Genomic DNA, 21,798 nt, shown 5'->3' with positions numbered 1-21,798 from the left:
TAACGAAAAACTCAGGAATAAAATCGCGAGTTTCAGGAATATCTACAAAAACTCAGGAATATCTGCTTCCATCCTCTTATAAAAGTAAATTTCTTAAGCCCAAAAACTCGAATTCTATCAGAATATAGGTGAGACGAGGTGTTAAATACAAGTGAACTTTGATTTTGCCGAGGACTTAATGGCGTTAAAAAGAAATGTGCGTGATTTTATCCAGAGTGAAATCGAGCCTGTTGCGATGCAGATCGAAGCTGAGGACAAAATTCCGGAAAACATCATCCAGCTTTCCAGGGAGATGGGCCTTTTCGGATTAAGCATACCGGAGAAATACGGCGGACTGGGAATCGGCATGGTGGAGAAATGTGCACTGTATGAGGAAATTGGCCAGACGCATAATGGCTATACGACTTTGATTGGCGCCCACACCGGAATAGGCACAGTTGGAATTGTCGAGATGGGCAATGAGCAGCAAAAGCAAAACTATTTGCCTGCTATGGCCAGCGGAGAGAAAATCGGTGCCTTTGCCCTCACAGACCTGATGCCGGTTCGAATGCGGCAAATTTAAGAACAACAGCGGTGAAAACAGGCGATAAATATGTGCTGAATGGTTTGAAGCACTATATAACGAATGCATTAGATGCGAGTGTTTTCGCAGTGATGGCAGTGACAGACTCTGAAAAAGGGGCAAAGGGAATCACTTCCTTCATCATCGAGAAAAACTTTCCTGGCTTCAAGCTTGGCAAAATGGAAAAGAAGATGGGTCTAAAGGGTTCGCACTCTGCCGAACTGGTTTTTGAGGATTGCGAAGTACCTGTTGAAAACGTCCTTGGCGTGGAAGGACAGGGCTATGTGAATGCCTTGAAAATACTCGCCAACGGAAGGGCAGGCCTTGCAGCGCGAAATTTGGGATCCTGCCAAAAGCTCCTCGACATGTCTGTTGTCTATGCCAAAGAAAGAATCCAGTTCGGGAAACCAATTATCAAGCATCAGGCAGTCAGCCATATGCTGGCGGAAATGGCGGTTGAAATCGAAGCGCTCCGGTCGTTTACATACCGTGTTGCCTTGATGGTGGACTCCGGCAAGAAGGTCATCAAGGAAGCTGCCATGCTAAAGATTTATGGATCAGAGGTATACAACAGGGTCGCCGATAAAGCAGTGCAAATCCATGGCGGACTCGGATATATAGCTGATTATCCTGTTGAAAGATTTTTCAGGGATGCCCGAATTACGAGGATTTACGAGGGCACCTCCGAAATCCAGAAAAATATCATAGCGGCACAACTGGAAAAAGAATATTAGGATATCGACATACCTACTAGTTAGTATGCAGAAACAATAAGAAAGAGGTGTAATAAATGAATTTTAATCATACAGACAAGATCGTGGAATACCAGGCCAGACTGTCAGAATTTATGGATGAATATATCTACCCAAATGAAAAGCTTTATAACGAGCAAATTGATAAAAATGATCCATTCTCCAAAGTTCCGCCAATCATGGAGGAGCTAAAGGAAAAGGCAAAAGAAAAAGGGCTTTGGAATCTGTTTTTACCTGAGAGCGAATACGGTGAAGGTCTCACCAACTTGGAATATGCACCGCTTTGCGAAATCATGGGAAGGTCAAGTATCGCCCCAGAAGTATTCAACTGCGCCGCTCCCGACACCGGTAATATGGAAGTGCTAGTCCGTTATGGAACTGAAGACCATAAGGAACAATGGCTGAAACCGCTGCTGGACGGCGAGATCAGGTCCTGCTTCTCGATGACAGAGCCTGACGTCGCTTCCTCTGACGCAACAAATATTCAGTCTAGCATTGTCCGTGATGGTGATAAGTATGTCATAAACGGAACGAAGTGGTGGTCATCTGGTGCTGGAGATCCGCGCTGTAAGATTGCGATTGTGATGGGTAAAAATGACCCTGAAGCTCCAAAGCATGAGCAGCAATCGATGATTCTTGTTCCACTCGATTCACCTGGTGTAACGATCAAGAGAATTCTTCCAGTCTTCGGGTACGACCATGCGCCTCATGGACACGCCGAAATAGAATACAAGAATGTGAGAGTGCCTGCTTCCAATATGCTATGGGGGGGAAGGAAAAGGCTTTGCCATTGCTCAAGGGCGTCTTGGGCCCGGGAGAATACATCATTGCATGAGAACGATCGGAGCGGCTGAAAGAGCTCTTGAAGAGATGTCAAAACGGGTTCTCCAAAGAACCGCATTCGGTAAAAAACTCGCCGACCAAGGTGTCATCCAGGAGTGGATCGCAGAAGCAAGAATCGATATCGAACAGGCGAGACTCCTGACACTAAAGGCAGCCTACATGATGGATACAGTCGGGAACAAAGAAGCCAAAGCAGAGATTGCGATGATCAAAGTGGTTGCACCTAATATGGCACTCAAAATCATCGACAGGGCGATTCAGGCTTTCGGCGCTGCAGGTGTAAGTGACGACTTTACGCTCGCAGCGGCATGGGCGAATATCAGGACATTAAGATTGGCGGATGGGCCAGATGAGGTACACAAACGAGCGATTGCAAGACGAACTGAAAAAATATATGTAAGGAGGATTCATCAATGCATGTATCAGAACTATTTTCACTTAAAGGAAAAGTTGCCATTGTCACAGGCGGTGGCCGAGGCCTTGGAGAACAAATCGCTATTGGTTTTGCAGAAGCAGGGGCCAATGTGGTCGTTTGTTCACGACGAGTCGAAGCCTGTGAGGAAGTCAGCGAGAAGCTGAAGGAAATCGGTGTGGAATCGCTGGCGCTGAAATGTGACATCACCAGCCCAGAAGATGTAAAAAACGTAGTAGAACAAACCGTTGAGAGATTCGGCCGGATCGATATCCTTGTCAATAACAGCGGTGCTTCCTGGGGAGCGCCTGCTGAAGAAATGCCGCTTGAAGCATGGCAAAAAGTCTTGAATGTCAATGTGACTGGTACATTCTTGATGTCACAGACAGCCGGCAAAGTCATGCTTGAGCAAGGGTCAGGCAAAATCATCAATATCGCTTCCGTCGCTGGGCTGAAGGGTTCCAACCCAAAGGTGATGGATGCAATCGGATATAACGCCAGCAAGGGTGCTGTCATTACTTTTACAAAAGACTTAGCAGTAAAATGGGGACCTCGCGGCATTTATGTTAATGCAATCGCACCTGGATTCTTTCCTACAAAGATGTCAAAAGGGCTGCTTGAAAAAGGCGGCGATGCAATTCTTAAGGGAACTCCGCTGCGTAAATTTGGATCTGACAGCGACCTTAAAGGTGTAGCAGTATTCCTCGCAGCATCTGCGTCAGATTACATTACAGGTGATGTGGTCATTGTCGATGGCGGTACACATGTGCTTTAGAAAAGGGGGCAGCTGCCATGAATAGAGATGCAGTCATTGTATCTGCGGTAAGGACAGCAATCGGAAGGCATGGCGGAGCACTTGCTTCTGTTCCTGCCCATGTGTTTGGAGCAGAAGTAATAAAGGAAGCGGTCAAAAGGACGAATGTCACGCCAGTAATGATTGATGATGTCATTATGGGAAATGTCATAAGCGGCGGCGGTAACATTGCCAGGCTGACAGCCCTCGAAACAGGACTTTCACTTGAATTGCCAGGCCTGACGATTGATCGCCAGTGCGGATTAGGAATTAATGCAGTCAATCTTGCGGCCCAGGCAATCAAGGCGGGGATGGGTGATGTCTATGTTGCCGGCGGGGTTGAAAGCATGAGCAGGGCGCCTTATTTAATGGATAAGCCGGAAAGAGCTTACAGTCCTGTGCCGCCAAGCTTTCGGAAGTCCCAGCTGTCACCAAAAGAAATCGGTGATCCGCCAATGGGCATCACAGCGGAAAATCTAGCAACAAAGTATTCAATCAGCAGGGAAGAGCAGGATGAGTTCGCACTGGCAAGTCAGCAAAAAATGGCTGCAGCAATGGGTGAAGGCCGATTTGACGAACAAATTGTCCCGATTAAGATACCTGTCCGGAAAGGTGCACCAGTCATTTTTAATAAGGATGAGCATCCGCGGCCGCAAACGTCTAATGAAGCACTTTCCACGCTAAAGCCGGCCTTTTTACAGGGTGGGACGGTAACAGCTGGAAGCAGTTCGGGCCTGATGATGCCGCGGCAGCTCTGATAGTGATGTCAAGGGAGAAAGCGCAAGAATTAGGTGTGAAACCATTGGCGGTAGTAAGGGAGCAGGCATTAGCAGGGGTGGACCCAAATATCATGGGTATTGGTCCAGTACCAGCAGTAAAGAAAGTACTTGAGAAATCCGGTCTGACCCTCGATGACATGGACATCATCGAGATAAACGAAGCATTTGCTGCACAGGTCATTGCTTGTGACAGAGAGCTAAACATGGATAAAACAAAGGTCAATGTAAACGGAGGGGCGATTGCTCATGGGCATCCATTGGGAGCAACCGGAGCGATCCTGATAACGAAAGCTGTTTACGAGCTTGAGCGAAGAGGCGGACGGTACGCGCTGATCACTGCTTGCATCGGCGGCGGACAGGGAATCGCCACAATCATTGAGCGAGAATGAAAAATTCACCTAAAGAAGGAGTGGTACGAATGGCGGCTGATACGATTCCAATCAGACAAGGGGAAGAACTTGCTACTAGTGCGATCGAAAACTACTTACGGGAGCACTTATCGAACCTTCCTGAAGAACACTTGTCGATCGAGCAATTCAGCTTTGGAAAATCTAATCTAACCTATCAGCTGAAGATGGGTGACTGGGAGGCGGTCTTAAGGCGTCCCCCGCTCGGTCCTGTTGCGCCAAAAGCGCATGATATGGAAAGGGAATATAAAATCCTCAAAGAGATCAGCCCTCATTTCAGGGCTGCTCCAAAACCATATTTGTTTGCAGATGAAAGTGTCATAGGCAGTCCGTTTTTTGTAATGGAAAGAAAGCGTGGCATTGTCCTTGACACTGAATTCCCTGCAGGCATTACGCCAAGCAGAGAGATTTGCAGGTCATTGTCAGAAACGATGGTCAACCATCTTGTTGAGTTGCACAGCATTGACTATACAAAAACAAAGCTTACAGAAATGACAAAACCCGATGGCTTCATGGGAAGGCAGGTCTTAGGCTGGATTCGCCGGTATGAGCGGGCTGAAACGGATATCGTTCAAGGCGTTGAGCAATTAAAGCAATGGATGCTGAAGAATGTGTCTGAATCTGAATCGCCATCAATCATCCATTATGATTACAAACTGAACAATGCCATGTTCAATGAGGAAATGACAGAAATGGTCGGGCTATTCGACTGGGAGATGACTACTGTAGGTGATCCTCTTGCCGACTTGGGTGTAGCGATGAGCTATTGGATTGAACCAGACGACTCCGATCTTTTGAAAAAAGGAATGGGGAAGCCGCCGGTCACGGTAAAATCGGGTTTTATGACTCGTGATGAATTTATGGAGGATTACGCGAGGAAAAGCGGCAGGGATTTGGCTAACATGAACTTTTATCAAACCTTTGCTTATTTCAAGCTTGCTGTCATTTGCCAGCAAATCTATTACAGATGGAAAAAGGGACAGACAAAGGATCCACGGTTTGCGCAGCTTGATGCGTTTGTCAGCAGCCTGATCCAATATGCGCTTTACACAGCAGAAAAAAATGACAGAAAGGGCTGAAGGATGATGAAAGTTCACCTTTTGCTAAAAAAGGAGGACATCGATAAACGTAAAATGGCTGACAACAAAATCGCTGTTGTTTTCGATGTTCTGCTGGCCACATCCACGATCGCGTCAGCACTGGAGTTTGGTGCCAAAGAAGTGATTCCGGTCCTGGATGGGAAGGCAGCCGAACAAGAAGCTGCTTTAAGGGAAAAAGACAGTTTCATACTCGTCGGAGAGTATCAGGGAAAAACAATTGATGGCTTTCTCTCACCCAATCCGCTGGAGCTTAAAGAAAAAATTAAGGGGAAGTCCGTCATCCTGTCTACCACTAACGGAACTGTCGCACTTAAAAATTCTGCCGAAGCGAATGCGGTTTATGCAGCGTCCCTGATGAACTGCGAGGCAGTTGCCAATCATATTTTAAAAGATTATCAAGAAGAGACGATCGTGGTCGTCTGCTCGGGGTCCTCAAATGAGTTTAATGTAGAAGATTTCCAAGGAGCTGGATGCTTTATTGACTGCCTTATCAAGCAATATGGCGATGAGCTTTTGCTAACCGATTCAGCTTATGCTGCACATAGTTTCTACCATGCACACAATCAAAATAGTGATGATATTTTAAAAGCTTCCCGAGTCAGCCGAATGCTCAACAAACATGGATTTGAAAAGGAAATTGAATTTGTTTCCCAACAAAATATATTTTATAAGGTTCCTATGCTTTTAGATAAAAAAAGAATCATTGCCGTATAAAATGACAGCGTTTACATAAAAGAGGGAGTGATTATGCCATTGAAATCAGAAGTGAAAGCGCTGCTTCAAGCATTTGCCAATAACCCAGTTCCGCCACTGGAAAAGCTTCCATTAGAGGAAGCCAGAAAGGGATATGAACAATCTTCAAAATTAATGAGCAAAGCCGAAAAACTCGCAATAACGGAAGACCAGAAAATAAGAGGCTTTAACGAAGAAATCGATATCAGGATTTATACACCTGAAGAAATTGGAGAGTCACAGCTGCCAGCCATTGTTTATTACCATGGAGGCGGGTGGGTGATTGGAAATATCGAAACACATGACGCCCTTTGCCACACAATGTCTAACGAGGCTAAATGTATAGTAATTTCAGTGGATTATAGTCTCGCACCAGAAAGCAAGTTCCCGGTTGCAGTAGAAGATGCCTATCTAGCTGCTAAATGGGTGTTTGAAAACGCTGCTGAGCTGAATATCGATGAAACCTTTATCGCAGTGGCAGGCGATAGCGCAGGAGGGAATCTTGCGGCTGTTGTCAGTTATCTTGAAGTCGAGAGTCAGACACCATCGATTGCTTACCAAATGCTGTTTTACCCGTCTACAGGTTTTGAATATACTCCATCCTACGAAAAATACGGCGAAGGCTACTATTTAACGAAGTCTACTATGAACTGGTTCCGTGAACAATACCTGAACTCACCTGAAGATACCCAAAATCCTCTGGCCGCACCGATGCTGATTCCTGATGATATCACTGCCCAGCTTCCTCCAACATGTATCATGACCGCAGAACTTGATCCTTTAAGCGATGGCGGCGAGCATTTTGCCATGAAACTGAAAAATGCTGGAGTGGATACGGAATATGTATGCGTCCCTGGAATGCTCCACGGTTTCCTCGGAATGACCGAATTTCTTCCGGACGGGAAGAAAGCAATAAAGGACGCTGCAGAAGCTTTCAAGAACAGAAGTTCTCTTAAACCTGTTGAGTAAATACTAAGGAGGAATGCATGATGCCTAATCTTCATTTTGACCATTGGCCGAAAATCTCTAAATCACTTAAATTACCCGATACATCACTCTATGAAAATTTAAAAGTCAGTGCAGCACGTTATCCAGACCAGAGCGCAATCTCTTATTACGGAAATGAAATTTCCTACAGGGAGCTTGATCGAGAGGTCAACGATCTCGCTGGTTTCCTCCAGCAAAAACTGGGTGTTGCCAAAGGGGAAAGAGTATTGTTGTTCATGCAAAATTCACCACAGTTCGTGTTAGGATTCTATGCCATTTTAAGGGCTGATGCAGTCGTTGTGCCAATCAATCCAATGCTGACTGCAGATGAGCTAAGCTTTTATATCAAGGATTGTGGAATCATTTCCGCGCTTGTTGGCAAGGAGCTGTACGACAAGGTCGAGCCGCTCGTAGGAACGACTCCATTAAATAATGTCGTAGTTGCTGCTTATTCTGATTATAAAGGGAACGAATTCAACGGCATAGTGCCGCCCGAAGTTGAAGCAGCAAGAAAGGTTTACGAGCAGCCAGGTCACTTCCACTGGAAGGAAGCTATAGCATCTCAGTATGAACCAGGTGCTCATACTACCCAGGCAGATGACCTGGTTGTGCTTCCTTATACTTCTGGAACTACTGGCCTGCAAAAGGCTGTATGCATACGAACCGCACTGTTCAGGCGAATACAATCGGCGCGTATCACTGGTCGAGCTCTACCACTAGTGCCGTTCATTTAACCACATTGCCATTATTTCATGTTACGGGAATGGTCCACAGCATGCATATGCCAATCTATTCCGGAAGTACGATGGTCCTGATGACAAGGTGGAACCGCGAAGCAGCGGTTGAGTTGATCAAATCGCAAGGATGTACACATTGGGTAGCGATTGCAACGATGATTGTGGACTTCCTTGCAAATTCAAAACTGAAACAAGAGGATATCGCCACGTTAACCTCAATCTCAGGCGGCGGTGCGGCGCTTCCGGAGGCTGTTGGAGAAAAATTATACAAACTTACTGGCCTTAGATTTGTGGAAGGGTATGGACTTTCAGAAACAATTGCCCAGACACACTTCAATCCGCCTGACAGACCAAAAATGCAGTGCCTTGGCATCCCGTCTTTTGATGTCGATGCAAGGATTATTGAACCGTCAACTGAAAAAGAACTTGGTTCGGGTGAGATAGGTGAAATCGTCGTCAATGGCCCGCAGGTGATGGTTGGCTATTATAACAGGGATGATGAAAACAGAAATTCATTCATTGACATTGACGGCAAGAAGTTTTTCAGGACAGGGGACATTGGCCGCTTCGATGAGGAAGGATACTACTTTATGGTCGACCGAGTCAAAAGAATGATCAATGCCTCCGGTTATAAGGTGTGGCCTACAGAAGTCGAATCCTATCTTTACAAGCATCCGGCGATACAGCAGGCGGTGGTTGTCGGTATTCCAGATCCAAGAAGAGGTGAATCCGTAAAGGCCTTCGTCATACTAAATGACGGATACGATGGAAAAGTAAGTGAAGATGAAATAATCGAGTGGTCGAAACAGCATATGGCAGCCTACAAATATCCTCGTGAAGTCGAATTCAGGACACAGTTCCCAATGACAAGCAGCGGGAAGATTCTATGGCGGAAATTACAGGAGGAAGAACGAGAAAAGGCTGAAAAACAGGTGAGGTAATCGTACTCCGTCGAATACAGCAATCAAACTATAAGGAGGATTTTGATGGAGATTTTGGTTCAGCAACTGTTCAATGGCCTTACCATTGGAAGTGTTTATGCACTAGTGGCCCTTGGGCTAACTCTAGTTTACGGTATCCTTCATATCCCGAATTTCGCCCACGGTGCCTTGTATATGATGGGCGGCTATATCACTTTGATGATGATGGTCCAGTACGGGTTTCATTATTGGCTGGCTATCCTTGTTTCAGTCTTTGTTGTCGGGCTGATCGGCGTGCTGATGGAACGATTAGTTTTTTACCCATTAAGACACGCACCGCCAATACATGACAAAATTGCAGCCATTGGAATTCTGTTGTTCCTGGAAGCTTTTGCCCAATTTGTTTGGGGAGCCGACTATCAAACAATGCCTACACCATATGGTCAAGTGATCCAGTTATTCGGATTGACCTTTACGATGCAAAGATTACTAATCATCATTGCGGCGATTGCCGTCATGGTTCTGCTTTACCTTTTCCTGAAAAAGACTTATACAGGGGCATCAATCATCGCAATGTCCCAGGACCGTGATGGTGCGAACCTTGTTGGAATCAATACGAACAGGGTTGCGATGCTGACGTTCCTGATTTCCGGAGGGCTTGCTGCAATTGCCAGCTCTCTGGCTGCTCCGATCAATCTGGTCTTTCCTGGCATGGGGCAGCTTGTCATCTTAAAAGCATTTGTCATCATCATTCTTGGTGGGATGGGCAGCATTCCAGGAGCCATTATAGGCGGCTACATTTTGGGATTCAGCGAGAGCCTGGGTGCAACGTATATTTCTAACGACTATAAAGATATCATTGCGTTCATTTTTCTGGTGGTCATTCTCTCAGTAAAGCCAACAGGTCTCTTTGCAAAGGGGGGACACTAATGGCAAAAATCTTCAATAAAAGGAATACCATTCTCACGCTTCTGCTGGTTGCCATCGTTTTTCCATTTGTGACGCAAAATGATTATTTCATCCATATTATGACCCTTTCTTTCATCTGGATGATCGGTGTTTACGGACTAAATCTATTGGCCGGCTATACGGGATATTTATCATTGGCGCATGCTGGATTCTTTGCGGTTGGTGCCTATTCCTTAGGGATTTTGAAAAGCACAGATGAATTTCTGGCTGGCTTTTGTTCTCGCCCTGATTATCACCAGTATTCTTGGACTTTTGATTGGCCTTATTGCTCTAAGGACAAAAGAGCACTTCTTCGCCATTTATACGCTTTGCGTAGGGTATATCCTTTATCTTGTCATTGATAAATGGGATAGCTTAACAGAGGGCGTACGAGGTCTGATCGGAATTCCAGCTCCGGCAAATATCGGACCGATTTCCTTTGAAACCCCGTTATCAAAATATTATCTCGTCCTCGTCATCCTGCTTGGTGTAATCCTGATTGTCTATCGTATCGTGCATTCCCTGACAGGAAGGACTTACATTGCTATTCGCAATAGTGAAGACCTGGCACAAACAATCGGTATATCAACAATGAAAAATAAACTGGAAGTCTTCGTGCTCTCGACTTTTTTTGCCGGATTATCAGGAGCTCTTTACGCCTCTTTCATCCGCTTTATTGGACCAGATATCGGGAACATCATCATCACGTTTGATTTGCTTACCTACCTGTTGATTGGCGGAATCGGCACGCTTTCAGGGCCAATCGTCGGTACTATCTTGGTTGTTTGGATATCACAGCAGCTGCAATTTCTCCAGGATTACCGCATGCTTATTTTCGGACCTGTACTTACACTGCTAGTGATCTTTTACCCTAGGGGAATCGCCGGTTCGATTGCCGCGTGGAATGTAAAGCGGAGGGAGAAAAAAATGACACATAACCAACTGGACGAACGATTTTCACAAAGGACAATTTCCACAGAAAATCAGGTAAAGGAGGGGTAAAGATGTTTCTTGAAACAAAGAATTTAACGAAGAAATTTGGCGGTTTGACAGCAGTCAATAATGTCAATTTTTCAATTGAAAAAGGAAAAATCAATGCGATCATCGGACCTAATGGTGCAGGAAAGTCAACGTTTTTCAATTTAATCAGCGGTTTCCACCCTCCGAGCTCAGGCAGCATCATATTGAAAGGACAGGATATCACCCGAATGCCTCCTAATAAAATTGCTGAAATGGGAATCGCACGCACCTTTCAAACTACCAATCTATTTGAGCAGTCAACTGTGCTTGACAATGTGTTCGTTGGTCATAGATTAAGGACAAAATCAAATTTGCTTGATGCTGTCTTAAGAACAAAGAGGCTGAAAAGTGAAGAAGAAAAATGCCGTGAGAAATCATTCGAAGTCATCAAATTTACCGGGCTGGAGAAGGTATCGGGGAAATTAGTTGGCAGCCTGACACAGGAAGAGAAAAAGCGGACTGCCTTTGCGCTGGCTCTGGCGACGGAACCAGAAATCGTTTTCTGGATGAGCCTGCTGCCGGTGTCAATCCTGACGAAACAGAGGGCTTGGCTGAGTTAATGAAGAAAATGACCGAAAGAGGAATTACTGTTTGTCTGATAGAGCACAAAATGCAAATGATCATGAAGCTTGCTGATAAAATCATGGTCCTAAACTACGGTGAGAAAATTGCGGAGGGTACTGCAGAAGAGATCAGGAATAACCCTTCTGTAATCAAAGCTTACCTAGGAGTGAGCGCAAGTGCTTAAACTGAAGGACGTATCAGTAAAATATGGAAGCTTCACTGCTGTCCATAATGCAACCCTGGAAGTCTCTCCGGGTCAAATCGTTGTTTTGCTAGGGGCGAATGGGGCAGGTAAAAGCACAATATTCAAGACGATAAGCGGGCTGAATAAGTCGTCATCTGGAAGTATCCAATTTGAGGGTGAATCCCTTACTAAACGCTCTCCAGATAAAATTGTCCAATCAGGCATTGTCCAGTGCGCAGAAGGGCGAAAACTGTTCACTTCAATGACCGTAGAGGAGAATTTGAAAATAAAAATTGGGGGCCTATGTCCATAGAAAGCACAAGAAAGGGATCAAGGACTACATGAAGCATGTATATGAACTTTTCCCTATTTTAGAAGAGAAGCAGGATGATATGGCTGGTTCACTGAGTGGAGGCCAGCAGCAAATGCTTGCCATTGGAAGGGCACTTATGGCTAAACCGAAGCTGATGCTTCTCGATGAATCTTCGATCGGACTTGCTCCATTGATTGTGGAGCAAATGTTTGATGTGATCAAAACGATCAATCGCGAGGGTACCACAATCCTCCTGGCGGAACAAAATGCCAATGCTGCCTTGAAAATAGCTGATAAAGGCTATGTATTTGAAAACGGGTCTGTTGTGCTGGAAGGTACGTCAGAGGAACTGTTCGCAAATGATGAGATTAAGAAAGCTTATATAGGTGCCTAAAAGGGGTACCGTCAGGAAAATGCGGATTTACAACGTTAAGGATATCAAAAGTAAATAGCCAACCCTCATTGTAAAAAGAGATTGGCTTATACCTACATTCTAGTCCTAAAACTATTCGAAATATTTTTTTATTTTTTCTATCGGAACTTCTTTATCTGTTTCATAATATTGATCATTTATCTTTATCATTTTATTAAAAAAAAGAATTTGGTCAGATCCAATGTTAGCAAGATACTGGTATCCTTTAATTTCTTCATCTGAGACTTTTAATAAATTTATTTTTTCAAATAATAATAGAAACTCTTTCACCTCTTCTTCTTCGACTATTTCAACAGTCTTTCCAGTTTTACCATCCCTAAGTTCAATAATATTCTTTTCTCCTTTAGTAATAAAATTATTAAAACTATTCCACTTTGTTTCATTTATAGTGAATCCACAAGCTGTAATAACCGATAATACGATAGCTATTAGTAAAAATGAAAATACTTTCAACACTAATCCCTCCTCCTAGTCCATATTAATTATATTCTATAAAACCGAAAATTAAAAATAATCAAAATATTATTTTGAAGAAAAAGGAAATTATTCAATTCATATCGTAATATATAAATGCTGCAAAATAATTTATAAGGAGTGTCGTGTGTGAAACGTTTATTTGTATTTTTAGGTACGTTGCTTTTATTGTTCAGCATTATAATGTCAAATGGTATTATTTCAAGCGCATCTAGTAAAGTTGATAATGTCACTTTAAAAAATGCCGAAAATTTTGCAAAGGACTACTTAATAACTGTTTCTCAAAATTCTTTTGACGGGTGGAAAAATGCAAGTTTAGAAAAAGGTAAAAAACTATATGACTTTGATGGAAATCTAACCTCTTATTTATTTCAAGTAAAAAATCAAGGTAAAGATCAAGGCTATATTATTATTAGTGCTATTCCTGAGATTCCTGGTGTTTTAGAGTCAACTAGGGAAGGTTCTAATCCCTATGTTAATGTAAAAGAAAGTGACAGCATTTATGTTGGACCCGTACTGCACTTTAGCAAAGTTGATAACGAGTATGCTATGAGTTTAAGTGAAAAAAAAGTTGAAAAAAAATCAAAACTAAAATCAAATGCACCATTAAGCTATGAAAATATTGAAAAATATGCAGATGCTACCTTAACTGTAGAACCCGAGCAAATTGGTACACAAGCAGTCACTAACTACAAATATAAGCTTATTTCTGGTGTACCGGATTACACATGGGATATCGGTTGTGCGCCAACTTCAGGAGCAAATATCGTAAAATATTGGGATAGCCGAGGATATCCCAACCTTGTTGGTACATCTCAAACTACTCACAGTTTGATTGACCAATTAGCTACAAGTATGAACACAAATCGTAGTACCGGGGGAACCTCTGTTTCTAACATGAGAACTGGAATGATAAATTTTTGGGGAGCAAGGGGATACGGAGTAACAGTAACTACTTATTCGGGTTCTTTTAGTACTCATATGAACGAAATTAATGCAGGTAGACCTGATTGGGTTACAACTGCCAATCATCCAGTTTGGGGTGATCATGCAATGACTGGCGTTGGCTATGAAGAATATTACAATACTAGCGATTTTACTTGGTATCGCCAAGTAATCTTACATGATACATGGAGCAGCACTCCTGTAGATTACTGGATTAAATGGACTTCTTATTTTGACTATGTAATAAAGGTACAACCAAATTAAATTGACATTGATTATAGTTATCTTCAAAAAGACATTGGTAAAATTAAGTAATTGTAATTTATATGTTTGAATAGTGAATATCGTAACTTCCATATAGCTACATATAAAATAGACTCGGGTGAATTGAAAATATGGGATGAAGCCGAAAAGGATAAAAGTATTTTGGACTTTGATTATAATCCACATAATAATAAATTAGTTTTAGTATCCTTCTCTAGAACGGAAGATCTACAAAAACTTGAAGAAACCAATAAAAATAACTCCCAATTACTTCCTCCTAAATATAGTTTTGACATCTATGATATTAATAAAAATCAAAAAAAACATATTACGGTAATTGAAAAATTCATAAGTGGAGTATCCTTTGCAAATGATGAAAATAACATTTTATTTAGTTTTGATGAAGGCCTTGAAAATCCTATATCCCACGTTATGGAAGTTGATGTAGATACACAAAAAATAAAACCAGTTTTTACCGGATCAAACGACTACTTGAAAATAAGAGCAGTTGAATACGATGAAAAAAAGTGAAAGTTTCTTCTTTTTACATAATTTATATAGTAGCAGTAATTATAATACTTTGGAGGTTCCTAAGGGATCTGTACTTGTTTACTATGATGTGAAAAGGAAAAAGGCTAAAGAATTATGGCGCTTTGAAGGAATAATTGTAAATTACTCACTAGACATAAGATGAACATAAATCGTTAATGATGAATTGCAACTCAAAGATTGAAACAATAAGTTCATAGTATAAATAGTGAAGTTGGACATAATAACCTTTAACATTTGTTAAAGGAGATAACCAGAATGAAAAAGGCTCTAATTTTCTTATTGACTATAATGGTTTTACATCTTTCTTCAATATATGTTCAGGCTAATAATGATAATCAAACGAAATTGTTAAACAGTTTATTCCATCAAACTCTATACTTGTAAGTCCTAAAAAACCTATCTCTACTACATCAATACAACTTTATGATTTTGACCAAGACGGACAGAAAGAAATGATTATTACTTTTGAAATTAAAGCTAAAGAACAGCCCGCCGCCTCTCAGTATGGAGTAATGGTACTAACAAAAGTTAACAACAAATGGGAAAAAGTATGGGAAACAATAAAGCAGGGGGTAGAATTGGATTTTTCAGGATTGGCTGATATTACAGGTGAAGGTATAAAAGAATATCTATTTGGTGTTTCAATTGGTGCAGCATTAGGAAATGAACTTGAAATTTTCCAATGGAATGATCAAACTCTCCAAGAAATTGCAAATGTCCCTTATCATAAACTTGATCTTTTAATGGGTAATCAACAAGTAGGTTTGGCCGTTTGGCGGTGGTATATAGCTGATAGTTATTTAGTGGATGTGTTAAAATGGGATGGTAAGAAATTAGCTTATGATAAACAATTATATTCTAAATACTATCCTGTAATTGAAAAGTTTTATACCGATAAAATTTCTAAGATGAATGCCTGGTTCTACTGGTTTTGTCTGGCCGACGCTCAAATAAAAGCAAATTTATTTGAAGAAGCTTCAAAATCAATCGAGAAGGGATGTTTGTTAGCAAAAAAATTATCAATACCAGAGGTAGTACAAAATTTCAAAAAATTAAGTAACCGACTAGAAGAAGCATAACAAAGTTCTGGTTCAGAATAAAATATCACATTATATATTCACTATTCAACATACATCGGACGGTTTAAGTATGAAAAGAACCCAATTTCTTTAATTATACAGAGAAATTGGGTTTTTCGATTGCAATTTCCTTAGAAGTAGTAAGCCTACTAAATATTGATGTCTCCCTTAATGCGGGTGGTGACAGCTTCGCTGGTACTACCCCTATAACGAGGACCCTGGCTCTGAAGCTGGCTTGAATTATATCGGTATGTATGCTTTTGCCGAAGCGATCAAAGCAGCAGGTTCTGTAGATGACCCTGAAAAAATCATGGCGCACATGCAGGATGGACTGGATAACCTGCCAGAAGAAAAACAAGTCTATATCATACCAAAGATTGACCCGAATGGCGGATTTGAGAGCGAGCTTATAGTAGCAGCAATTGAAGATGGAAAAGTCGTGCCAATCAAGGCAGATTAAAAGAAGTACGCTTAAAAGCTATTGATTCATGTTTTAAGCCTGTTTATTTCTGTTGCATTTTCATCCTGCCTATTTACTGGTCAGTCAGTCTTTGTTTCTTGATAATATAGAATACTTGCAAAGAAAAGCGGCAGTTTTTTTTAATGCCGCTTTTTCTTTGCTTTAAAGTTTTCGGAGGATTTACAATACGTAGTACATTGCTATTTGAATGATATTTCATGAAAGGGGATACCTCATGAATAATAGGATCGGCATAGACGCTGGAGGATCACTAATTAAAATAGTTTATGAAGAAAATGGAAAATTGCATTTCCGGAAATATCTCATGGGAGAAATGGAAGATGCATTAGGATGGCTGACATTAATCTCCTCAAATAAAAAAGTGTTTCTGACTGGCGGGAGAGCAGGAAATATTAAGGCAGGCTATTACCCAGAGGCAGCAATTGTTGATGAATTTACCGCAGCATGTTTAGGTGCAAATTATTTGATGATGAAGGAAGGATTGCCAAGTGTTGAAAGATCCTTGCTCATCAATATAGGTACCGGCACTTCCTGGTTTAGGATTGAAGGAGAAAAATATGACAGGGTTTTGGGCAGCGGAATAGGAGGCGGAACATTTATGGGAATGGGCAAGCTTTTAGCTGATTCCAGTGATTTCCTATCTCTGGTTAGCTTGTCTGCCTCTGGTGCAAAAGGAGCCGTAGACCTGCTGGTGAAGGATATTTACCATCCGGAAGAATCACCAATTCATGGCGAGCTAACCGCAAGCAACTTTGCAAAGTCAGAAGCAATCCATTCAAGCTCTACAGCAGACAAAATGGCCTCTATTTTAAATATGATTGCAGAGACCATAACGCTACTAACTGTACAAACCGCTGCACTTTACGGAACTAAGAAAGTTATTTTTATTGGCAGTACGCTGGCAGGCAATACGTTATTGCAGGAAAGCCTTGATAACTATTGTAAAATGTCAGGGCTGGAACCAACATTTCTGCAAAATGGCGAATTCAGCGGAGCAATCGGGGCAATACTCAATTGAACTGAACATACATGGTTAAAAAACATAGAAAAAGAGGAGAATCAACTGAGTTCTCCTCTTTCTATCCTCAACTACTTTTTCAATCCTTTAAAAACTTCAGAAACGATTTCAAATGATTTCAATCTAGCTTTATGGTCAAATATTTGTGCGTTAATAATCATTTCGTCTGCCTGGGTCTCATCAAGGAATTGCTGAAGCTTAGTTTTTATGGTATGAGGGCTACCTACGATTGATGATCCGATACGGCTGCCCAGCAGCATTTTTTCATACTCACTCAGCTGGTTTTCCAAATTCTTGACAGGTGGCAGTAATGGACTTGGATTATTCCTGAACAAGTTAAGGAACTGCTGCTGCATGGATGTTGCCAGGAATTCTGCTTCTTCATCGGTTTCGGCAGCGATCACGTTAACGCCGACCATGGCGTATGGAGCTTGCAATACTTCTGAAGGCTGGAAACTCCTACGGTAGAGCTTTAGTGCACCCAAAGTATTTTCAGGTGAGAAATGGCTGGCAAATGAAAACGGCAAACCTAGTTGTCCTGCAAGCTGAGCACTATAGCCACTTGAGCCTAATAACCAGATCGGAATATTCAATCCTTCTCCGGGAATCGCCCTGACACTTCGATATTGAGAATCAAGCTCTGGATTGAAATATGCGCGAAGTTCATCCAATTGCTCTGGGAAGTCCTGACCATCACTGCGCCGTTCGCGACGCAAAGCATGGGCCGTCACCTGGTCAGTTCCCTGGAGCGCGACCAAGACCAAGGTCAATTCGCCCCGGGAAGAGAGATTCAAGTGTACCGAATTGTTCTGCTATCACTAGTGGAGCATGGTTAGGGAGCATAATGCCGCCTGAACCTACTCTAATTGAGGATGTACCGGCTGCAACATGACCGATGACGATCGATGTAGCGGAACTTGCGATTCCCGGCATATTATGGTGCTCAGCTAACCAATAGCGGTTATAGCCCCATTTTTCAGCATGTTGAGCAAGATCAATTGAATTTTTGAACGCATCTGTTGCGGTACCGCCTTTCAGAATCGGAGCCAAGTCAAGCACTGAATATTTTATATTGTTTAGATGTTTGTTTTCAGTCATTTTTCATCTTCCTTTATTGAATAATATGAAGAGCCAGTAATAGCATTTATACTATTCCCAGCGTTTATATAATTCAATAGTAACAATTTTCTTTCGGTAATCAAAATAAAATGATTTGAGATATTAGGAACGAGACATGTAGAAGAGGGGTTGGGGAGGGATGGGGGGAAGAGGCTTATCTTTTTAAAGACAGGTATTCATAAACCTCCCGCAAGTTCTGGTAGCCTTGCTCCTGCGCTTTTTTTTATATAAAATGCCCAAAGCTTCGCTGCCAATTTAGCATCTTCCAATGCATGATGCCTGCTTTTTACTTCAATCCCGCACTCAAGGCAAATTTGTTCCAAAGGCAGGGAATTGACAACCGGTTGGAATATTCTGATCAAAAATGAAGTATCAATCACTCTGTGTGAAAAATTCACGCGTAAATGACTGCTTGTGAATTTTTTCATAAAGGCTTGCTCATGTTTGGCATGGTGAGCTACGAGTACTGAACTGCCGATGAAGTTTAAAAAATCCATCAGGACTTGTGAAGTCATCGGGGCAGTCAAGAGCTCTTCCTCAGTGATAGAAGTCAGCTCCAGGACATCGGTTGGGACTGAAATTTCAGGATTGATTAAAGAATAGAACACCTCCCGATCAAGTATTGTGGAACCAATTACTTTTACAGCTCCTATAGAGATGATTCTATCGCCTTTTTCAGGATAAAAACCGGTTGTTTCGAGGTCAAAAACAGTGACTGGCAATTCTTCCAACGGACAGTCGAGGCTATTTTCTTCCTTCATTTCTTTTTGCAGCTGTCTTAAAAACGAGATTTGTTGTGGATTTGAGTGGGTCGACATTCCTGCATAGATGTTCGATCCGAGCTTCCCGGTCATTTGCTGAAAGAATCGGATCATATCATTCATTCCCATAGCAATTACATCCTCTCAAGCAGCTTTCTGACATGTTCATAAAATTGTTCCCCCACTTTAAGAATCTCCTTCAATGCTTTCTTTTCATCTTTAGCAAGCTTATTGATGTTAACGTAGTGTCCGGAGTCATAATCCTTATGACTTCCATATTTCAGGCGGAAATCAAGCAAGGTAGCGAAATTTTCGCTGTACAAAGATTTGTCATGATGCTTCATCACGCTGTCAGAAATATGGCTTATACGAGAGAGTGTGCGGGTTTCTTTTATCCCTTCGGAAAATGATAATAGCCTTGCAGCATTCACAAAGGGGAAAAACGCTGTCTCCTTTAGATTAATAGATCCAGCAAAGGCACCGTGAGTTTCTACAAGCAGCTGGCCAAGTATTCCAACCCCTTTTTTCATAAACATTGTGTTATGAAGCATCTTTAACAGCAAGTGCTCACTTTTAACTTCATCAAAGGCTCTTTCTTTCAAAATATTTAATAGGCCATGATCACCGTAGATAGTCCTGGCATCGGCGAATATGAGCAAATACCTGATTGACTCCCATGAAGATTCACCAACCCAAAGTCCAAGTTGATTCTCCCATTCTTTCAGCGATTTACACCATAATGGATTGCTGGCCATAACCGAGCCGGAACATTTGTTATAGCCAGCCAGCTCTAATCCCTCGGAAATTTCTTTACCTAACCTTAAAAAGTACTTTTGGGCATCATTACTGTTCGTTTTGAAAACAAGTCCGTGGTCCTGGTCACTCCAAATAGATTGCTCCATCCGTCCAGCACTGCCCATGACGAAGAAACAGAAAGGTGAGGGGGGGGTTCCCGTATTCTTTTGACAATTTGCTTACTGCAGCCGATATGACTTGATCATAGATTAAATCATGGATATGGTTTAATTCTTCATTGCTAAAAGTTGCCTCAGACAGACCATTAATTATATTTGCTTTTATATTTAAATAGTCATTTAAGTTCATAAATTGGGACGACCTCCTTTCTCGATTCATCAAAAGGCGGCTGGCCCAAGATAGGGGCCGCCGCTTAAATAACTCAAACATTAGTTTATAGACGGTTGCTGTGAACTTAAAGGAACATTGCCTGGCGAAGGGTTTTCGATTGATACCTTTGCAGCTGCTTCTTTATTAACTAATTCTGGATACCCATAGCTTCCATGTTCACTAATATCCAGGCCGATGATTTCTTCCTCTTCTGTTACCCGTAAGCCCTTCATTGTTACCTTCATAATCGATAAGATGATATAAGATACGATGAAAGCGAAGCCACCCGAGGCCGCAACACCCAGCGCCTGGACTCCAAGCTGTTCAAAACCGCCACCATAAAACAAGCCAGCATTCCCAACTGTGGCTAGCTCAGGTGTCGCAAAGAATCCTGTTGAGAGTGTTCCCCATACACCAGCTGTACCGTGTACTGATAGCGCAAAGATAGGATCATCGATCTTTCTGCTTTCGAAGAAGCGAATACTATAGAAAACAAGGATCCCGGCGAGTAGTCCGATGACAACCGCCGCCCACGTATCAACAAAAGCACATGATGCCGTAATGGCCACAAGACCTGCGAGCGCTCCGTTCAGCATCATTGGAACGTCCGCTTTCCCTAAAACAATCCAGGAGATTAGCATGGCTGCAACAGTACCGGCAGCTGCCGCAAGATTCGTGTTCAGAGCTACAAACCCAAAGAATGCTCCATCAACAGAAATGGTGCTTCCTGCATTAAATCCGAACCAGCCAACCCATAATAACAATACACTCAATGCTGTGAAAACCTGATTATGACCTTCAATATTATTAGCTGAACCGTCTTTATTAAATTTACCAATACGCGGCTTCAGGAGCATGGTCGCTGCCAATGCAGCCATTGCTCCAGTCAAGTGGACTACAGTTGAACCAGCGAAATCTTGTTTTCCGTGTTCTGCTAGCCAGCCGCCGCCCCAAATCCAATGAGCAATGAACGGATATACTAAAACTGAAAATAAAAGTGCGAACACAAGATATACAGACAATTTTGCTCTCTCAGCAAATCCGCCAAAGGCAATCGTTAAGGATATTCCGGCGAAAGCCAGCTGGAACAGAAAGAATACCGCCCCTGAAAGTCCTAAGCCCTCTACATCGTATCCGGAATAGAAAAAGTCCGAGAAGCCCAGAATCGAGTTACCTTCCCCAAAAATAAGTCCATAACCTACTGCCCAGAAAACGATTGATGAAATCCCGAATGTCAGAATCGTTTTTCCGGCAATGTGGCCGGCGTTCTTCATTCGAGTCGATCCTGTTTCAAGCAGGATGAAACCTCCAATCATCAAAATAACCAAAATCGCGGAAATCATAACCCATAGACTATTCATTAAAAATACCGTATCCATTTTTTCGTCCCCTTTCAAATTGTGAATGTAGTTTGTATTCTCGCATGTATTTTTTAATCAATCTATATTTGTGTTAGAAAACCTTACATGTTTTTTATAAAAAGAAAAAACCTTC

Annotated in this window: 16 protein-coding genes and 8 pseudogenes; 18 read left to right on the top strand and 6 right to left on the bottom strand. The window is 42.2% G+C overall.

The genetic code is table 11. The features are described from left to right. Positions 1–178: 178 nt before the first annotated feature. From LC048_RS09865 to LC048_RS09810, 13 genes and pseudogenes are all read left to right on the top strand, one after another. A pseudogene (locus LC048_RS09865) lies at positions 179–1,296 on the top strand (acyl-CoA dehydrogenase family protein). 56 nt (positions 1,297–1,352) lie between these two features. Beyond that, a pseudogene (locus LC048_RS09860) lies at positions 1,353–2,557 on the top strand (acyl-CoA dehydrogenase family protein). Between the two features lie 13 nt (positions 2,558–2,570). Beyond that, the gene (locus LC048_RS09855; RefSeq protein ID WP_226600910.1) at positions 2,571–3,344 is read left to right on the top strand and encodes an SDR family oxidoreductase; all 774 of its coding nucleotides are present in this window, start codon (positions 2,571–2,573) and stop codon (positions 3,342–3,344) included. 17 nt (positions 3,345–3,361) lie between these two features. Beyond that, positions 3,362–4,530 (top strand): annotated as a pseudogene (locus LC048_RS09850) (thiolase family protein). A 29-nt stretch (positions 4,531–4,559) separates the two neighbouring features. Next, positions 4,560–5,627, top strand: a complete 1,068-nt coding sequence (locus LC048_RS09845) for a phosphotransferase family protein (RefSeq protein ID WP_226600908.1) — start codon at positions 4,560–4,562, stop codon at positions 5,625–5,627. A gap of 3 nt (positions 5,628–5,630) precedes the next feature. Continuing rightward, positions 5,631–6,362: a 2-phosphosulfolactate phosphatase gene (locus tag LC048_RS09840; protein ID WP_306050117.1), complete on the top strand. Its 732-nt coding sequence runs from the start codon at positions 5,631–5,633 to the stop codon at positions 6,360–6,362. A 33-nt stretch (positions 6,363–6,395) separates the two neighbouring features. Then, positions 6,396–7,349 (top strand): alpha/beta hydrolase, encoded by a 954-nt coding sequence (locus LC048_RS09835; protein ID WP_226600906.1) that lies wholly within the window; start codon positions 6,396–6,398, stop codon positions 7,347–7,349. A gap of 17 nt (positions 7,350–7,366) precedes the next feature. After that, positions 7,367–8,532, top strand: a pseudogene (locus tag LC048_RS09830) (AMP-binding protein); the annotation flags it as partial. A gap of 45 nt (positions 8,533–8,577) precedes the next feature. After that, positions 8,578–9,045: an AMP-binding enzyme gene (locus LC048_RS25030; protein WP_371932056.1), complete on the top strand. Its 468-nt coding sequence runs from the start codon at positions 8,578–8,580 to the stop codon at positions 9,043–9,045. A 45-nt stretch (positions 9,046–9,090) separates the two neighbouring features. Continuing rightward, positions 9,091–9,954 carry a branched-chain amino acid ABC transporter permease gene (locus tag LC048_RS09825; RefSeq protein WP_226600905.1) on the top strand — a complete coding sequence of 288 codons (864 nt, stop codon included), beginning with the start codon at positions 9,091–9,093 and terminating at the stop codon, positions 9,952–9,954. Further along, positions 9,954–10,974 (top strand): annotated as a pseudogene (locus LC048_RS09820) (branched-chain amino acid ABC transporter permease). Before LC048_RS09825 ends, LC048_RS09820 begins: the two are co-directional and overlap by 1 nt. 2 nt (positions 10,975–10,976) lie before the next feature. Next, positions 10,977–11,740, top strand: a pseudogene (locus LC048_RS09815) (ABC transporter ATP-binding protein). Continuing rightward, positions 11,733–12,447 (top strand): annotated as a pseudogene (locus tag LC048_RS09810) (ABC transporter ATP-binding protein). The pseudogenes LC048_RS09815 and LC048_RS09810 overlap by 8 nt, the downstream one beginning before the upstream one ends. A gap of 111 nt (positions 12,448–12,558) precedes the next feature. Here LC048_RS09810 and LC048_RS09805 read toward each other — a convergent pair. Beyond that, positions 12,559–12,942, bottom strand: a complete 384-nt coding sequence (locus LC048_RS09805; RefSeq protein WP_226600903.1) for a hypothetical protein — start codon at positions 12,940–12,942, stop codon at positions 12,559–12,561. A 147-nt stretch (positions 12,943–13,089) separates the two neighbouring features. Between LC048_RS09805 and LC048_RS09800 the strand changes: the two genes are divergently transcribed. From LC048_RS09800 to coaW, 5 genes are all read left to right on the top strand, one after another. Next, positions 13,090–14,169: a C39 family peptidase gene (locus LC048_RS09800; RefSeq protein WP_226600902.1), complete on the top strand. Its 1,080-nt coding sequence runs from the start codon at positions 13,090–13,092 to the stop codon at positions 14,167–14,169. Positions 14,170–14,292: 123 nt separating this feature from the next. After that, positions 14,293–14,700 (top strand): hypothetical protein, encoded by a 408-nt coding sequence (locus LC048_RS09795; RefSeq protein ID WP_226600901.1) that lies wholly within the window; start codon positions 14,293–14,295, stop codon positions 14,698–14,700. Positions 14,701–15,173: 473 nt separating this feature from the next. Beyond that, complete coding sequence (locus LC048_RS09790; RefSeq protein ID WP_226600900.1) at positions 15,174–15,800, top strand: hypothetical protein; 627 nt, start codon at positions 15,174–15,176, stop codon at positions 15,798–15,800. A 235-nt stretch (positions 15,801–16,035) separates the two neighbouring features. Next, positions 16,036–16,260, top strand: a complete 225-nt coding sequence (locus LC048_RS09785; protein ID WP_226600899.1) for a hypothetical protein — start codon at positions 16,036–16,038, stop codon at positions 16,258–16,260. Positions 16,261–16,495: 235 nt separating this feature from the next. Next, a complete protein-coding gene (gene coaW, locus LC048_RS09780; protein ID WP_226600898.1) occupies positions 16,496–17,299 on the top strand; it encodes a type II pantothenate kinase in 804 nt (267 codons plus the stop codon). A 71-nt stretch (positions 17,300–17,370) separates the two neighbouring features. Here the strand turns inward: coaW and LC048_RS09775 are convergent. From LC048_RS09775 to LC048_RS09755, 5 genes and pseudogenes are all read right to left on the bottom strand, one after another. Continuing rightward, positions 17,371–18,397, bottom strand: a pseudogene (locus tag LC048_RS09775) (LLM class flavin-dependent oxidoreductase). 197 nt (positions 18,398–18,594) lie between these two features. Beyond that, on the bottom strand, positions 18,595–19,308 hold the full coding sequence (locus LC048_RS09770; protein WP_306050115.1) for an exonuclease domain-containing protein: 714 nt from the start codon (positions 19,306–19,308) through the stop codon (positions 18,595–18,597). Positions 19,309–19,313: 5 nt separating this feature from the next. Further along, positions 19,314–20,099 carry a DUF294 nucleotidyltransferase-like domain-containing protein gene (locus tag LC048_RS09765; protein WP_306050113.1) on the bottom strand — a complete coding sequence of 262 codons (786 nt, stop codon included), beginning with the start codon at positions 20,097–20,099 and terminating at the stop codon, positions 19,314–19,316. Further along, the gene (locus LC048_RS09760) at positions 20,059–20,283 is read right to left on the bottom strand and encodes a hypothetical protein (RefSeq protein WP_306050622.1); all 225 of its coding nucleotides are present in this window, start codon (positions 20,281–20,283) and stop codon (positions 20,059–20,061) included. The genes LC048_RS09765 and LC048_RS09760 overlap by 41 nt, the downstream gene beginning before the upstream one ends. Positions 20,284–20,363: 80 nt before the next feature. Continuing rightward, entirely contained in the window at positions 20,364–21,683 is a 1,320-nt protein-coding gene (locus LC048_RS09755; protein WP_226600894.1) for an ammonium transporter, read from the bottom strand. Between the last annotated feature and the right edge of the window lie 115 nt (positions 21,684–21,798).

Origin of the sequence: Mesobacillus subterraneus (assembly GCF_020524355.2) — a bacterium.
GTDB lineage: Bacteria > Bacillota > Bacilli > Bacillales > Cytobacillaceae > Mesobacillus > Mesobacillus subterraneus_C.
The sequence above is the reverse complement of the archived record's forward strand: the minus strand, read 5'-3'. Positions and strand labels throughout refer to the sequence as shown.